Below are 16,527 nucleotides of genomic sequence, written 5' to 3'. Positions count from 1 at the left end.
GCTCGCGCTTTGATGATACTGAGAAACTATAAAGGCCGCCAGAAAAGAGTAGGAAGGCAGCAGGTCAGCTCCATGATCCTGATGTCCGCATTAAAAAGAATAAGCAATAATTTCCCGATATTGAAGGAAGCAAGACGTGAAGTTTTAGAGGATCTGATGGATGTCAGGAATGCAAAGCTTGTGATTGATCAGATAAATGACGGGAAAATAAAAGTTGAAGAGATAACAACAACTGTGCCAAGCCCTTTTGCATTCAATCTGATCATACAGGGCTATACAGATGTCCTGAAGATGGAGGACAGGATGGAGTTTCTGAAGAGGATGCACCAGATGGTGATGGCGAAGATAGCACTGAAGAAAAATGAGTGAGTTAGATTATTTTGTATATTATTTCATCCAAAGGCTTTCTGGATCTGGCTTTTGGGGATTCTGCTGGGTAACCTACACAAATAGTACAGACAGGTTCATATTTGTTTGGTTAAAAATAGTCAAATTAAAAGTTTGAGAAACAATAAAAAGAGATCGGTGTCTTAAAAGAAAAAATAAAATTATTTCAACTTCTCTTTCAGTGCCTCAAAAGCCCTTTTATATGTTTTTATGCCCTTTATTGGTTTTAATACACCATACTTTATTGCACATTCTACTATTCTTACGTCGTCAAGATCATCTATCCATTCTGTATATGGTTGTTTACAAATTACCGCATTATAAAGTTCTCTCTTCAGATTCTCTATTTTTTTACCCTGCTCACGGACTACTTTTTCATACACATCTTCTGTAATAGCCTGCATTATACCATTCCCTTCAAATTCTTCTTTTAAATCAAAAATTTTTAGAGCACCGACTCTTAGGGCATAAAAAGGATTGTCATCAGAACCATGACCATATTCTGCTGTAGAAACTATTACTAAAGGGATTCCATTAGCCTTTAATTCTTTTCCAAGCAAAAACCCTAAAGGTTGTTCTGATTCATCATTACTTGTTATTTCTTTCATAAGGTACGAATATGCTGTTGGAATAATTCCTCCCCATTCTTCGCATGCTTTTTCCCATTCTGGTAAAGATGATCTAACCAGTATTTTAGTACTACTATTAGCTTTTTCAGGAAAATACAAATCAATTAATGCTCCATGATATCTTTTATCTCTACTTCTTTGAATAGCTTCGAAATAATCACTAGCATACTGTGCGTTTACTCCTTTTTTTGTACTAAGTGCTTTTTTAGCAGCTTCAATACATTCTGGCTGATCTTCAACAACCAATATTTCAAGTTGTTTTTTCATTTTATTCACATTACAATTTGTTTTGGTTGATATTTTCTTATGCTTCTCCTTTTTTGAATTGCCTATATCACGTTCATTTTATTGTTTTTTCTTTTTCTTCAAAAGTAATTCCTTTAATATCAGCTTCAATTTTCGGCATATGTCCGCTTACAGTTGTGGAAGGGCTAAGCTGTTTTATCATTTCATATACCTCCTTGATGCAACCTAATGCCTTTTCTCTTGGAATAGAGCAAAAATGATCAAAATAGTCTTTGGACATCTCAGTTGAGTCGTATGGTTTTTGCAGTTTAGAATATTTTACAGCCATTTCTGGAACTTTCATTAGCTCATAGTAAGCTTTAGAGCCCGTTGTAACCATGAGAGGAGATATCAAAAATTGACTAATTATTTGGCCATAGTCCTTGAATGTGTACCAGATCCATTCCTTGTTTCTTTCTAATGTGGCTTCTGTTTCCCCCGGAATACCAATAACCATGCTGAGGAAAACAGGAATTTGCGCTTCTCTTAGGTAAAGTAGAGATTTTAGATTATCTAGCACGTCAGTTGAGCCTTTTCCCACAGCCTGCATTAACTGAAAATTTTCCAAGCCAATGGCGGCTATTACGCCTATCTTTTTAAGGTAAGAAACTGCTTCTCCATTTACGTTTTGGGCATTAATAAAAGTCCTGTGATAGCCTTCTTTTAACCATGAGGGCTTTAATTCTGCAAATTTCCTTAGCTTTTTTATATCAACACCAGAATTATCCATTGTGTTATAAAATTCCCTTATCCCCGCCCTATATAAAAATTCGATTTCTTTCCATACCTGTTCTGGGTTTCTATAGCCAAAACCCAATGAAATTCTGCCACAAAAATAGCATCTCTCTTTGGCATTTTGGCAGTCATTGCCAAACAAATAGGAAACGCCTTCATGTTTCAATAAGTCAAATAATAATCCATAATCGACTTTAATATTTTCAAAGTCTAATTTTACAGTTGATGGGTCTTTCTTTGTTTCTAGAATTTTGCCTTCTTTTTCCTCATAGGCCAGGTTAGGAATGAATTTTAATGGATTGCCTTCTAAAATTCGGGCAATTATTTTTTCTCCTGCCCCGAATATGGCTGCTTTTATATAGTGCCTATTTTCAAGAATTTCTTTGCCAATCTGCGTTGTTTCCGGACCACCAATATAAACATCAACTCCCTTTTCATTTAATTTTTTTGCCAAATTAAACGCATTATCAGCATTACCTGTGATTAATGTTAAACCTACAGCAACCTTTTTTCCAGCTGCTAAGAAATCATCTACGATTTGCTCCATTGTTTTTTCATTAGTTTTCATACAGTTAAACGCCATTGCTTCCAAACCAGAAATCCTCTCTTTAGCATAAGAAGCTATTACAAGCTGGCCTAAAGGAGCGGTAATCCTGTCTGACTGGATTGGCGCAAAATGGTTGTCTGGCAAGATTCCCAGATAGGCATCGTATTTTTTAGTCATATTAACCACTATATAGTTATAATCTATTTAAATATTTGTTGTACTTTTTAGTACAATAAAAGAAAAAAATTTAAATATGAGGAAGGATTTCCATTGCTTATGGATAGAACGGCTTTAACAAATATGGGCTTAAGCAACAACGAAGCAGATGTTTATTTATTGTTGCTGGAGCAAGAGGAAGCTTTAGCTTCCGATATCGCTGAAAAAAGCAAGATTTCAAGGCCGCACATATATGATACTTTAGCTAAATTAGTTGATAAAGGACTAGCCAGCAATATTATCAAAAATAATAGAAGATATTTCAGAGCTGTGAATCCTGGCAAGCTAATGGATTTTTTAAGGGAGAAAGAATTAAGCTTGCAAAATATTATGCCCCAGCTTTTGGAGCTAGCGAAACATAAAACAAAAAAACCAGTAGTAGAGCTGTATGAAGGAAAAGAAGGGTTGAAAACTATATTGAATGATGTTATAAAAACAAAACCGAGAGAATTTTTAGACTGGACTTCTGGAAAGACAACTTTAGTTCTGCCATATTTTATTGATAAATGGGAAATAGAAAGAGCTAAAGCCAAGGTCTATTCAAGGTTTTTAATGAATGACACGCCAGAAGGAAGAAAAAGAGGAGCAGAACTATTAAAATTTGACCAGTGCGAATTAAGGTATCTGCCTAAAGGCATGGAAACGCCGTCGCATATCTATATTTATGGCGATAAACTGGCAATTACTCTGTGGACAAAAGATTTCCCCTTTGGCATTTTAGTGCACAATAAAGAAATTGCAGACAGGTTTAAAGAATTCTTTAACTGGTTCTGGAAAATAAGCAATAGAAAGTAATATTTCATCTATAAAACAGAAAGATTTAAAGGAACTGTTATTACGCTAACAAATTAGGGTAATTTTATAAGAGGTTAAAATGGCTGAAACAAAAAACATCGGCATTATAATGCAATTATTGAAAAAAGAATCCAAAAGCTGGAAGCACCCTTTTGTCTCGGAATGGGGCAGGATAGTCCGCGATCCTTTTACAACACTGATTTCCTGCTTATTGTCGTTAAGGACAAAAGATGAAACAACAGCAAGGGCTTCTATTAAATTATTGAAAAAATACAACACCCCCGAGAAAATATTAAAATTATCAGCTAAGAAGATTGAAAAATTGATCTACCCCGTAGGATTTTACAGGACAAAGGCAAAAAGGATAAAAGAAATCTGCAGGGTTTTAATCAAAGAATATAAAAGTAAAGTTCCAGATACATTTGATGAGCTGATAAAATTAAAGGGTGTTGGGCCGAAAACAGCCTCAATCGTTGTTGTTTACGGATACAATAAGCCAGACCGCATTCCCGTTGATACGCACGTTCATCAGATTTCCAATAGGCTTGGATGGGTAAATGCAAAAACACCGGAAAAAACCCAAATAGAGCTTGAAAAAATAATCCCAAAAAAATACTGGTATGACTTAAACGAGCTTTTTGTCCAATTCGGGCAGAATATATGCGTTCCAGTCTCTCCATTCTGCTCAAAATGCCTGATAAGCAGATATTGCCCGAGAATAGGTGTGAAGAGAAGCAGATGAAAATAGCAAACAATGTTGAAATCTTTGATCTTGCGCTTTATCTTAGTAAAGAAAAGACCCTGGTATTTGCGGATTTCCATATTGGATATGAAGAAGCATTGAACAAGGAAGGAATTTTATTGCCCAGATTCCAATTAAAAGAAACACTTGAAAGATTGGAAAGGATTTTTCTGGAGCTTAAAAAGAATAAAAAAGAAATTAATAAAATAATAATCAATGGCGACCTAAAGCACGAGTTCGGCACAATATCAGATCAGGAATGGAGGGACACATTAAAGCTGCTGGATTTTTTAAATAAGCATTGCAAAGAGATTATCCTGATTAAAGGCAATCATGACACGATACTGGGGCCCATAGCAGATAAAAGGAATTTGGAAATAGTTGGTTCTTTAAAAGTTGAAGATGTTTTGATTATTCACGGCGATAAAATTAATAAAAATATTGAAAACTTAATTAAAAAAGCCAAGATACTGATCATTTCACACGAGCATCCTGCTGTTTCTTTGAAAGAAGGCGGCCGCTCAGAAACATTTAAATGCTTTCTGAAAGGCAAATACAAAAATAAAACGTTGATTGCGCAGCCATCTTTCAATTTGGTTGCAGAGGGAACAGACATGCTGAAGGAGAAATTATTGAGCCCTTTCCTGCAGCAAAGTCTTGGTAGTTTTGAAGTTTATGTTGTTGCTGACAGGCTGTACTCCTTTGACAAGCTAAAGAACATCAGATGAGATAATACCCCGAACTTCTGCAAAATGCAAACATTTAAATATTAATAAATAAAATAATCATAAAAATAATTAAAAAATTATACTTAATATTATTTAAAATATTAATATGGTGAAGATACAACAGTTCCCAAACGGCCAGCTGATGATTACAATACCCAAACGGCTGGCTGAGCTTAAAGGCTGGCAGAAAGGCACAATTGTAATCTTCAAAGACAATTCTGTTTCTTCATTTATAATTGAAGTTCAAAACAAAGAAAAAAATAAAACAGGAGGCAGATTGAAATGAAATTAGAAATAAACATAACAAAAAAATACTTATACTGTGTATTGGGATTTGTTGTTTTTGTTTTCATAGTTGGAATCGCAATAGCGCAGGCATCAATTCCAAATCCAGGCCATGCTGCCAGCGAAATAGGAGAAGGGACGATTGCTGGAACTTTAACTGTCTCTAATAACAATGTCGGCATCGGGACAACTGGGCCACTTGCAAAGCTATCGGTTTCTGGCGGAGATTTAGCAATAGAGGATAATATTGGAAAACTGCTTCTCTCAAGAAGCGGCACAACAGAGAAGTATATTCAAGGGGCAAGAACAGGTAATGATTATTTGACAATTGCTTCAGCAGCAGGCTCAACTGGGATACAACTTGGGATTGATACAACAGGCATATTTTCTCCCAAAGTAACTATGTTAACAAACGGCAATGTCGGCATCGGGACAGCGAGTCCGAGTGCGAAGTTGGATGTTAGTGGTGGAGAGATTAGGGTGGGGGCTGCAAATATTAGATTGTATTCCAATGGCGGAGCTGGTCTAATTCAAGATGCAGAAGGGATGCCCCTGTATTTACAAACTCGTTCATCTGGGGGAAGTGCACAAATCAGGATGACAATAGACCAAAACGGCAATGTCGGCATTGGGACAAGTCCAACAGGAGGAAAACTTGAGATAAGCAGTGGCGGCAATCCTAATCCTAACATTCAGATTAACAGCGCCGAAGGCAGAGGCATAAAAATAGACAAAACAGGAGGCGGAGAAACTCTTTTATATCTGATTCAGAATGATGCCTATAATAACAAATTTCTTGAAGCGTATGGCGGTGGAGAGACACCATTGCTTGCTGAAATTAATGGGTTAGGTGGGGCGTATTTTGCAGGCAATGTCGGCATCGGGACAACAAGCCCTGCTGTTAAATTAGAAGTTGCTGGAGATATAAGAATAACTAACTTAGCAGGCTCTGGCAATGCATATGCTTGCGTTAATGCAGATGGACAAATATACAGGAGCGCAACAGCCTGCTCGTGAATAGCTTAATGCAGTAGCAAAAATATGAATAAAAACCAAAGATCAAAAAGCCAACTGTATTACATAGCTTTAGTTATATTGTTCGTCTTGATATTCGGGTATGCTGCAATAAACATATTCGATTTTGGCTCAACAGGCAAGGCATTTGAAATAACAGCATCGTGCTCTGACAACAACACCATTCTTAAAATGGACGAGCTAACTGGCGGCCATGCTGGTTTGTGGAATAGCCTGACATATGCAAATAAAGTATGCTACACTGCTTCATCAGGCCACAGCTGCGCAGGTTCCAACACAGTCATAAGGCTTTCTGGCTCGGATAATGCGCATGCCGAGAAAAATAACATGACAACAGCAGCTTACTCAGATGTATGCTTCGGCAATCTTGTCTGCGCTTATGCAGCTGCATGCACGGGAAGTTATGAGTGCATTGCCTCAATATCAAACAATACAAACGCCCATATTGGCGACTGCAATGCTTATTCTGAAAAAATATGCTGCAGGAGAGGCAACGGGCAGCCAATAATTTCAGGCTTGCAGCTCCAGCAAACAGTTCCTGAAGATTCATTATGGCCTTTGAATTTAGCGCAATACATAAGCGACCCAGACAACGATCCATTAACATTAACAACAAATTCCAGCAAGGTGAAAGTAAATGGGAACATATTGACATTCAACTACACTCTTCCAGTAAATGAATCGATAAAGCTCACAGTTTCAGACGGCATCTTGAACAGCTCTGCAAACATAAATATTATTGTAAACGCCACAAACGATCCTCCTGTTTTAGGGGCAATAGGCTCTTTGACAGCGATTGCCAATCAGCTATTCACGCGAAGGATGAACGCAACAGACGAGGACAGCAGCAGCCTTGCATTCAGCGCAAACACAACGCTATTCAGTATAGCAGGCGGAATAATTAACTTCACACCTGCATCAAGCCAAAACGGAACTTATTCAATCAACATTTCAGTCTCAGATGGGCAAGCAATAGATTATGAAATAATATCATTCACAATAGTTGACACAAACAGGCCTCCTGTTATAACCAACTTCACCCCTCAAAACACAACAATAAACACAACAAAAGGGACAATGATATTCTTTAATTTCACAGCTTATGACCCAGACGGCACAATTCCAAGCCAGAGATGGGTGAAAGATGACACTATGGATCTTTCAGCTGAGCAATCAATGCGGTATAATGTTACATCTGGAACTCATACAGTAAAGCTGGTAATAACAGATGGCTTATCCGAGGTATCGCAAACATGGACAATCAGCGCTCCAGTCATCAATAGCCCTCCAATACTGGTGATGCCTGTTCCAGACCAAACCATAACCGGGAACAAAACAAATGCAATGAACCTAAATGATTATTTCACAGATCCGGATGGCGATCATCTCACCTATTCAGCAGCAGCAAGCGCTAAAGTCAAAATAAGCATAATTGACGGCGTAGTCAGCTTCTATCCAGCCACAACCGCAGCAACAACAGAGAGAATAACATTCATGGCATCTGACAGCATAGCAACTGCAACTTCAAATGAAGTTTCGCTAAGCATCACCCAAGTTACTGCTCCTGCATACAAGTGCGGAAATAATATCCTTGACACAGGAGAGGAATGCGATGGAACAAAGAATCAGGCGTGCAAAGGGCTTAACTGCAAATCCGACTGCACATGCGCCAAAGCGCAAGTTCCATCATGCACTCCAAACTGGCAGTGCAATACATGGTCAACATGCGCATCAGGAAAACAAGCAAGGACATGCACGGATGCAAACAACTGCAACAACTTGGCTGGCAAGCCTTCTGAGCAGCAGTCATGCGCTATTAATGTTCAACCTACGCCAATAACAGAGCAGCCGGCTAAAATAGAAAAGCCATGGTGGCAAGCGCTGCTTTACATCTTAATTGCGGTGGTTGTATTAGGAGCTGCGGCTGTAGGCGGCCTTGTCTTTTATAAGCAGCAAAGCAGGAAGAAAAAGATAGCTGCTGAGAGGCAAAGATTATTGCAGCAGCAGGAGATGATGAAAGCTGAAACTCAGAGAGAGAATGAGTTAAGGCGGTATATCGCCGATACTTTAAATAAAGGCTTCACGCAAGATCAAATCAGAAGAAGGCTTATAGAAACAGGATGGAATCCCGCAGTTGTTGATAGAAATGTAATGGTAGCATTGCCAAAAAAACAATTGCAGCCATTGCTGAAACTGAGGCCATTCGAGCAGGTAATGCAGCAAAAGCAGGAAGAAAGAAAGGAGATGTTTACAGAATTCGAAGAGAAAAAAGAAGCTGGAGAGGAATTGAAGCCATTGCCTTTGAAGGAAGAGAAAACTGAAAAAGCTGAAGAAGCTAAGGAAAGCTTTAAAAAGCTCAGCGAACTGACGAAGGATCATAGCCCTTTTGAAAGATTGGCTAGATTAAGGATGAAATAGAACAGGTGATTTAATGGCGCAGGAAAGCAAGGAAGAGCAGATTGGATTCCACAAAGGATCATTGACAACACTGGCGAAAGAAAGGCAGGAATTGGCAAAGCTGATTTCGATAGTCGAGCAATTGATGCAGATGCATATAAAGGCCTTGAAGGAACTCGGCGTTGATCTGGAAAAGATGGCGGCAGAAGAAGCAAAGAAATCAAAAAAGCCCATTGAAGACATTTTAAAATAGCGCTAATGTAAAAGTTAAAATGGAGTATGCCTTCAATTCTTTTGGCCATGAAAATATCTTATCAGCGCACAAAACAACAATAGAATTCACAAAAGACAAAGAGCTGACATTAAATGGAGACTGTATTGTTGGCGTTACTTCAGATTTTGATTTTTTTGGATTAATGGGATTAATTGAATTTTCAATAAAAAATAGAATTAAGAAAATAAAGCTAACAATTAGCGCAAATAGCCTGAAAGAAGATGTTATTTGCGATTTAAATGAAGGTTTTTCCAGCAATCACGAAATTGTGCTCAGAAAATCGGATTTTTTGTCTGAAAGAACGCTTGGGATAAACGCAAACAAGGCAGCCATTGATTTAAGCAGGGACTTTATCAATAAAATTAAGAATAAAAACCAAAAAATAAGAATAAAAATCACTCCTTTAAGCATAAAATGCTTTATCTTTGATTTTGACGATACTTTAGAGGAATTCAAGAATGCGAGGGATTATTCACATAAAAAAATCGACGGGTATGTTCTTAAAAAATACAAAATAAGAGATTTTTCAAAAATTCTTCATGACATAAACAGCTATTTTACTTCCAGGGCATTTAAAGAAAAAAACACAGGGCTGTATGACCGCAGATTATGGCTGAAAGCAGCATTTGGCAAATTAAAAATCAAAAAAACCGAAATTGAAAAATTAAATAGGATGTATTGGAAGTTCATAATCCAGAAAATAAAGCCAATGCAGCATGCAAAGGATGTTTTAAAGAATTTAAAAAAGAAAAAATACCGGCTTGCAATAATTACTGATCCAGACGAAACAAAGATTCAAAGAATTAAGAAAATAGGCATTTATGGCTTTTTTGATCTGATTGTCAAAGGAGAGGATGTGAATACAACAAAGCCTGACAGGAAATTCTACACTTATCTTTTCAAAAAGCTGAAATTAAAGCCTGAAGAGTGCGTGATGATTGGTGACCGCCCTACATTTGATCTTGAGCCTGCGAAAAAGCTTGGCTTGGTTACAGTATGGCTCAATAGGGGCAAAGTCGAAGGTCATGAAAAGCCGCCTTACGTAGACTATGAGGTAGCCGATCTTAATGAAATACTCAATATCTTTACTTAAAAGTGGTTACAAAACCGAAAGATTTAAATAGTAGAAAATGCTAACAAAAATCATGGAAACAATCGACACATTGCTCGATTTTATTGAGAAACATCCTCAGAAAGAAGACAATAATTTCAACTATTTTTTCTTAGGCGGCACTGCAGTCAGATTGAATCAAATGCTTTATGAAGGAAGAACCGGGAAAAAGTTCCAGCACTTAAGGAGCATCTCTGATTTTGACATTGTTTGTTTAGATAGTGGAAAGTACCCGGTGCATTCTTGCAAAGTTGAAGATATTTTTAGCTCATTAGCCATGTCAAAGGAAGAAATAATGGATTATGTTTTGTCAACAAATATCAGAGGGGAAGAAATTTATTTCTTGGACCAAAATTTTGTTGCTGTAAGCAAGACAACAACGCTCGATTCTCCGAGGGAGAAGGATTTTGAAGATGTTTCCTTGTTATTTGATGTTGGATTTGATACAGAGAAACTTAAGAAGCTTTATCTGAAGTCTCCTAGAACCACAAAGAATACTGATCTTGTTGTCAATACTCTTTTTAAGATATTGGAAACCGGTCAATATAAAAAAGAAGTTGCCAAAAAAATGTTTGGGGCATTTCCCAGATTTGTCAATTTGCTAGACTTATTTGGAAAAACAGAAACAAAAAGCGTTTATGATATTATCCAGAACCATTGTGAAAAAGAATCTAAACCTGCGTATGAGATTAATTCTGTAATCTATGACGCTATGCATTTCGTAGAACAAGTTCCTGTTGAGCTTAGACAAGAATGTCTCACTTCCATGCTGGCATATTCTTTAAATCTGGACTACAGGGAATTTGACAAGATCATGCATCAAGACTTGTTGCCGACAATGAAATATTCACAAACAATAAAAAAAAAAAAAAAGACATGGTACACCATCAAAAAAGAAAAATTAANNGGATAAAAGATTGGAATAAAAATTAAAACAACATTAATCAATTATTGACTTCAGCCTTCTCTCTTTCGGCACCAAATTGATTATTCTTTTATCCTTCACCCTGCCGCATCCCAGAAAATCATTTTCTTCATTCTTTAATAAAACAACCCCTTTACAATTTGTTTCTTTCTCTATGTCCTCTCCCCTCAGCCACATCTTCACTGCTTCATCATTCAATAAAACAGCATTCTTCCTTGCGCAAGGCCCGATCAATTGGCTGCCTTCAATGCCGGGCTCAAATCCGTTTTCACCGATTCTGCCGAAATACAGGCCAACGCTGCTCAGCCTTAGCTTGCTCAGATCAATCTTCGCAATGTCCTTGTTTATTAAATATATTTTATTCTCGTCAGATTCCAAAAAGCCATAATCCAGCTTAATATCGCAGTTATATTGATCTTTAATTGACTCTAATGCCTTCTTAGTTTCTTTTGAATTAAGTATTCTTAATTTGCGCATATTCAATGAAAATATCGGCTGATTTATATATTTAATCTCCACTACACCAAAGAAAAGGCAGTTTAAAACGAAAAATTTATAAATTAGTTAATCTTATTTAAACTAATTTAAACTAAGGCGAGGTAATATGAGTACATCAATGAACGTAAAGGTAAGTGAGTACACAAACAGGGTTTTGGGCGTTATCAAGGAAACTTTTGGCTTAAAAGACAAGGCAGCAGCCCTTGACAAATTTGCAGATATGTTTGGGGAAGAATTCATAGAGAAAGAGGTTAATGAAGAAGTTGTAGCAGAGATGATCAAAAGCTGCGAAGAATGGGAGAAAAGGCATAAGTTCAAAAGAAAAATGTCCATAAGGGAATTGGACAAATTATGCGGCATTGAGGACTAGATTGTTATGTTTGAATTTGACATTTCAGATGAGTTAAAGGTATTAATAAGAAAGCTGTCAAAAAGGGACAAGATAAGGGCTGAAGCATTGAATAAGAAGGTCAAAGAGGCAATAAACAATGACCTGAATTCAATAGACAGGTATAAAAATTGCAGATATGACTTAAAGGAATACAAAAGGGTTCATATTGATAAAAGTTTTGTTTTGCTGTTCAAGGTCTATAAGGAAAAGAGCATGATCTATTTCTGGAAACTGGAGCATCATGATGAAGCATATAAGAAATAAAAAAGAAAAACTGGAAAATGCAAGTCTTCAATATAAAGAATTTGATGAAAAGATGCAAATAAAATACAACAAGTTTTATAAACAAATTAGAATAGGTTGAAATCATGGCACTAATTCAAATCGGCTATATGCTTGGATTGTGGGCATTGCTGTTCCTTGCCCCATTCATCGTTCTTTATCTCATACGGCCAAAGCCAAAGGAGATGAATATTCCTTCATTGATGTTCTTCATGCGCCAGTCAAAAATGAGCAGGATAACATCATTCTTCAAGACATTCATAAGGGACCTTATTTTTCTGATGCAGCTGATTGTCTTAGCTTCTCTGGCATTCTCAATTGCGCAGCCCTATAAGATGTACAGCCATGATGTTTCTTCAGAAAACACTGTTTTTGTGATAGATGTTTCAGCAAGCTCAAAGTCAGTTGAGGACTCAAAACTCATTTTTGACAAAATAATAGAAAAGGCCCAAAGCCTTATCGGAAGAAGAAATACCGTTGTTCTCGCAAAAGACGCACCATTAGTTGCATTGCAGGATGCATCATCAGGCGAAACATCGGATTATTTAAAAACACTGAAGCCATTGGGCACAGCCTCAAAAATAGGTGATGCCATAATACTTGCAGGTGAATTAATGTCCGGTAAAAAAGGCCGCGTTATTGCAATAAGCGACTTCATCAATACAGGCGGCCAGGATCCTAATGTTGCGAAAAAAGTTCTGCTTTCAAAAGGCCTTTCAGTTGATTTCATCAATGTCAGGAGCAAAAGCTCAGGCAATGTTGGATTTACAGACATCAATATAAAGGAGGGTTCGACAACAGCATACATAAAGAATTTTAATGAAGAGATAAAAACAATAAAGCTCGCTGTTGGCAGCAAGGAAACAGAGCTGACAATCAACCCAAAATCAACAGAAGCATATTCATTTGAAACTCCGCCAGGCATTACAAAGCTGGAAATAAAAACAAAGGATGATTTTGCAGTTGACAACATAGCGTATATGAGCGTTCCATCCAATAAAAAAATAAGAGTGTTATTAATAACAAACAACCAGTCCGCATTCCTTGCAAATGCATTGAAGGCATCCGGAGCTGTTGATGTTTCAATATCAGAGCCGCCGATAATTGCGAAAGACAGCTATGACATTTATATAATTCATAACATTGACAAAGCGCAGATATTGCCGGGCACATTCGAGGATCTACTGAAAAGGGTAAATGATGGAGCAAGCTTGATTATCCATGCGCAGGAGGAATCCGCAAGTATAGACTATAGGGGGGCATTGCCTCTTGCAATTACAGGAACTGCAGAAAGCGCCTTCATAAACACAGAACAAACAACTAAATTTACAAAAAACATAAATTTCGGCAGGGTTAATTCTTATTTTTCAACAAGAGCCCACAAAGGAACAGTCATTGCATCAGCATCAAACAGCTCGATGTTATCAACGGAAAAGAGGGGAAGCGGCAATGTATTTTATTACGGAATCCTTGAAAAGGCATCAGATTTCAAGTTCTCTCCTGATTATCCTATCTTTTGGACAGAGCTGCTTAACTCGCTTATTGACAGGATGGACATAAAAAGCCTTAATTACAGGACAGGTAATATGCTGATCCTTGATAAGGTAGAAACAATAGAAACTCCGTCAAAGAAGATAAAGCAGGCAACATTGATTTTAGAAGAGCAGGGATTGTACAAAGTCGGAGGCAAAACTATTGCAGTCAATCTTCTGAATGAGCGCGAATCAAACATTGCGCCGTCTGAATCATACGGCCAGAAAGGCGAGGAATTTGTTTTAAAGCCTGTAAAGGAGCAGAGAAAATTCCAGCTCGAAATTCCCCTGCTTATTGCATCCGCGCTTATCTTGATGCTAGAATTGCTTTATATAAAAATAAGAGGCGAGATATAATGAACTTCATATCATACGCGTTTAAGCACGTGGAATATCCTTATGTTATCTTAATACTTGCAGTTTTTCTTGTATTGATTTTCCTTACTCTGAGGACAGAATTTGTGAAAATAAGGGAAGACAAGGAATTCATAGACAGAAAAATAAAGACGAGAAAATGGATGCATGTTACGAGAACTTTGATATTCATATGCGTATTTATCGCTATTGCCTCTCCTTTCATTGAAATGCAAAAAACCCTTGGAGGAGATGCTGTTGTAAAGCTGATTGCTGATAATTCCACATCAATGAAATTGTTCAAAAACGAGGCATCTTTGCTGGCATCCCAGCTTGAGAAAAAAACACATTCTGAATTCAAGGTATTCGGCTCAGAATACAGCTCAGATATCGGAGATTCCATTCTCTCGGATATTGGCCAATACGGCAGCATACTTCTCTTTTCTGACGGCAACAACAACATAGGCGCTGACTTGGGAGATGTTGCCTTTTATGCAGCAAAAATGAATGCAACAATAAATGCAGTTAACCTGCAGCCAGAGCATGATGATGCCCGCATCGTAATAGCAGGCCCGTCAAAAACAACAGAAGGCACAGAGGAAACATTTGTCATAGATATAGCAGCAGCAGGAAATATAGGCTCTTATCATGTTGCAGTTGATATTGACGGCAATGCTGTTTATAATGATGTAACGAGCAAAAAGCAGATTCAGATAAAACATTCATTCAGCATCGGCTATCACAAAATAACAGCAAAACTCGATATAAATGACTATTTCAGCGAAAACAATATATATTATAAAACAGTCAAGGTTGTCCAAAGGCCAAAAATATTGTTTGTTTCAGAAGAAAGCTCGCCTTTGGCGATATTGCTGAATAAGCTGTATGATGTTGATATTAAAAGCTCTGTTCCAAGCGCTCTTGAGCAGTATTATTCAGTTGTAATAAATAACGTAAAGGCAGGCAAGCTCAATGATGAAGTTGATAAGTTTACAAGCTTCATATCAGACGGCAATGGCATGGTTGTTGTTGGCGGACCGAGCGCATTTGAAAGGGGCAACTACAAGGATTCTGTTTTTGAGCTTTTGCTGCCTTCTTTTGTCGCAACTCCCGGAAAAAAAGAGGGCGATGTCAATGTTGTTATTTTGATCGACATATCAGGCAGCACAGGCGCAATGTTTGGAGTAAAGGGAAAAACAGTTGATGTTGAAAAGGCGCTTGCAATCGGGGTTCTTCAGGACCTTAAATTTGATGACAAGCTGGCTGTTATTGCATTCAACAACAAAGCTTATCTGGTTTCAGAGCCAAGCTATGTAATGGAAAAAGTTGATTTGGATGATAAGATTGCAAGCCTGCAGGACCAGGGAGGCACATTAATCGGCCTGGGCATAATGAAGTCAATAGATATTTTAAGGACACTAAAGGGAAGCAAGAATATAATACTTATAAGCGATGGCCAGTCCCAGCAGGATGATGATGCAATAGCATCTGCAAAGCTTGCAGCAAACAACGGAATAAAAATATATACAGTGGGTGTAGGGCCTTCAACAAACGAAATTTTAATGAAACAGCTTGCTTCGCTATCAAATGGCATTTATTTCAGGGCAACAGACTCATCAAGGCTGAAAATACTTTTCGGGGATGTTGACAAGAACAGGCAGTCTAATGAATTCAGCCTTGTTGTGCTTGACAGGGATCATTTCATAACGAGCGACCTGGATTTGAAAGCAACAATTACAGGCTATAATGCAGTTGTTCCGAAATCAACAGCAAAGATGCTCGTAACAACAGACAACGGAAACCCAATAGTGAATGCCTGGCGCCTTGGCCTGGGAAAGGTTATAACAATTGCAACAGATGACGGAACAAGATGGGCAGCAGAGCTTCTTGCTGAAGACAATTCAAAATTAATTGTAAGGTCGATGAACTGGGCAATAGGCGATCCAGAAAGGCGAAGCAAGCAGTCTGTTGACATTCCGGATACAAGGGTTAACGAGCCAACTGAAGCAACAATAAAATCAGAAACACTTCCTGCTTATGAAAATCTTGTAAAGATCGGCGAGAACACATATTCAGCAACCTTGACTCCTGAAAAAACCGGCTTTACAAATGCATATGGGGCTGTATTCGCTGCAAACTATCCAAAGGAGCTTGAGTACATTGGCGTTAATGAAAAATTAAGGAGCCTTGTTGAAAGCACAGGGGGAAAATTTTTTAATTCGAACCAGCTGGAGGAGATCATAGATTACACAAAAACAAAATCAATGAGGCAGATAACATCAAAAGAAAGCATCAGATGGCCGTTTATAATCGCAGCAATTGTTATTCTGCTGATTGAGATATTTATAAGGAGAGGGTATAGAAAAGAATAAAAACAGA

17 protein-coding genes are annotated in these 16,527 nt (G+C 37.7%); 14 read left to right on the top strand and 3 right to left on the bottom strand.

Going from position 1 to position 16,527, the window contains the following annotated elements; genetic code table 11:
• Window positions 1-369: ATP-dependent helicase (locus tag HYU07_07565; protein ID MBI2130056.1), on the top strand; the 369-nt coding region annotated here is incomplete at its 5' end.
• A gap of 179 nt (window positions 370-548) precedes the next feature.
• Here the strand turns inward: HYU07_07565 and HYU07_07560 are convergent.
• Complete coding sequence (locus tag HYU07_07560) at window positions 549-1,283, bottom strand: hypothetical protein (protein MBI2130055.1); 735 nt, start codon at window positions 1,281-1,283, stop codon at window positions 549-551.
• 73 nt (window positions 1,284-1,356) lie between these two features.
• Complete coding sequence (locus tag HYU07_07555) at window positions 1,357-2,760, bottom strand: hypothetical protein (GenBank protein MBI2130054.1); 1,404 nt, start codon at window positions 2,758-2,760, stop codon at window positions 1,357-1,359.
• Between the two features lie 99 nt (window positions 2,761-2,859).
• On the opposite strand from HYU07_07555, the gene HYU07_07550 reads away from it, so the two are divergent.
• The 9 genes from HYU07_07550 to HYU07_07510 all read left to right on the top strand — a co-directional run bounded on the left by HYU07_07550 (window position 2,860) and on the right by HYU07_07510 (window position 11,079).
• Complete coding sequence (locus HYU07_07550) at window positions 2,860-3,594, top strand: helix-turn-helix domain-containing protein (protein MBI2130053.1); 735 nt, start codon at window positions 2,860-2,862, stop codon at window positions 3,592-3,594.
• A 79-nt stretch (window positions 3,595-3,673) separates the two neighbouring features.
• The gene (locus HYU07_07545) at window positions 3,674-4,336 is read left to right on the top strand and encodes an endonuclease III (GenBank protein ID MBI2130052.1); all 663 of its coding nucleotides are present in this window, start codon (window positions 3,674-3,676) and stop codon (window positions 4,334-4,336) included.
• A complete protein-coding gene (locus HYU07_07540) occupies window positions 4,333-5,064 on the top strand; it encodes a metallophosphoesterase (GenBank protein ID MBI2130051.1) in 732 nt (243 codons plus the stop codon). The genes HYU07_07545 and HYU07_07540 overlap by 4 nt, the downstream gene beginning before the upstream one ends.
• Before the next feature lie 106 nt (window positions 5,065-5,170).
• Window positions 5,171-5,350: a hypothetical protein gene (locus HYU07_07535; protein ID MBI2130050.1), complete on the top strand. Its 180-nt coding sequence runs from the start codon at window positions 5,171-5,173 to the stop codon at window positions 5,348-5,350.
• A complete protein-coding gene (locus HYU07_07530) occupies window positions 5,347-6,366 on the top strand; it encodes a hypothetical protein (GenBank protein ID MBI2130049.1) in 1,020 nt (339 codons plus the stop codon). Before HYU07_07535 ends, HYU07_07530 begins: the two co-directional genes overlap by 4 nt.
• Before the next feature lie 24 nt (window positions 6,367-6,390).
• Window positions 6,391-8,802: a hypothetical protein gene (locus HYU07_07525; protein ID MBI2130048.1), complete on the top strand. Its 2,412-nt coding sequence runs from the start codon at window positions 6,391-6,393 to the stop codon at window positions 8,800-8,802.
• A 13-nt stretch (window positions 8,803-8,815) separates the two neighbouring features.
• The gene (locus tag HYU07_07520) at window positions 8,816-9,034 is read left to right on the top strand and encodes a hypothetical protein (protein MBI2130047.1); all 219 of its coding nucleotides are present in this window, start codon (window positions 8,816-8,818) and stop codon (window positions 9,032-9,034) included.
• Between the two features lie 19 nt (window positions 9,035-9,053).
• Window positions 9,054-10,148 carry an HAD-IA family hydrolase gene (locus HYU07_07515; GenBank protein MBI2130046.1) on the top strand — a complete coding sequence of 365 codons (1,095 nt, stop codon included), beginning with the start codon at window positions 9,054-9,056 and terminating at the stop codon, window positions 10,146-10,148.
• Between the two features lie 52 nt (window positions 10,149-10,200).
• Window positions 10,201-11,079, top strand: coding sequence for a hypothetical protein (locus tag HYU07_07510; GenBank protein MBI2130045.1), 879 nt, complete (start codon window positions 10,201-10,203; stop codon window positions 11,077-11,079).
• Between the two features lie 27 nt (window positions 11,080-11,106).
• Here the strand turns inward: HYU07_07510 and HYU07_07505 are convergent, their stop codons facing one another.
• Window positions 11,107-11,568 carry a hypothetical protein gene (locus HYU07_07505; protein MBI2130044.1) on the bottom strand — a complete coding sequence of 154 codons (462 nt, stop codon included), beginning with the start codon at window positions 11,566-11,568 and terminating at the stop codon, window positions 11,107-11,109.
• 139 nt (window positions 11,569-11,707) lie between these two features.
• Here HYU07_07505 and HYU07_07500 point away from each other — a divergent pair, with 139 nt between their 5' ends.
• From HYU07_07500 to HYU07_07485, 4 genes are all read left to right on the top strand, one after another.
• Window positions 11,708-11,959, top strand: coding sequence for a DUF2683 family protein (locus HYU07_07500; protein ID MBI2130043.1), 252 nt, complete (start codon window positions 11,708-11,710; stop codon window positions 11,957-11,959).
• 6 nt (window positions 11,960-11,965) lie between these two features.
• Entirely contained in the window at window positions 11,966-12,244 is a 279-nt protein-coding gene (locus HYU07_07495) for a type II toxin-antitoxin system RelE/ParE family toxin (protein ID MBI2130042.1), read from the top strand.
• A 104-nt stretch (window positions 12,245-12,348) separates the two neighbouring features.
• Complete coding sequence (locus HYU07_07490; protein ID MBI2130041.1) at window positions 12,349-14,151, top strand: BatA domain-containing protein; 1,803 nt, start codon at window positions 12,349-12,351, stop codon at window positions 14,149-14,151.
• The gene (locus HYU07_07485; protein MBI2130040.1) at window positions 14,151-16,520 is read left to right on the top strand and encodes a VWA domain-containing protein; all 2,370 of its coding nucleotides are present in this window, start codon (window positions 14,151-14,153) and stop codon (window positions 16,518-16,520) included. The genes HYU07_07490 and HYU07_07485 overlap by 1 nt, the downstream gene beginning before the upstream one ends.
• Window positions 16,521-16,527: the final 7 nt, after the last annotated feature.

It is taken from the genome of Candidatus Woesearchaeota archaeon (assembly GCA_016180285.1).
Classification (GTDB): Archaea; Nanobdellota; Nanobdellia; order Woesearchaeales; family JACPBO01; genus JACPBO01.
Note: the sequence above shows the minus strand (reverse complement) of the source record. Positions and strands in the feature narration are given on the sequence as shown.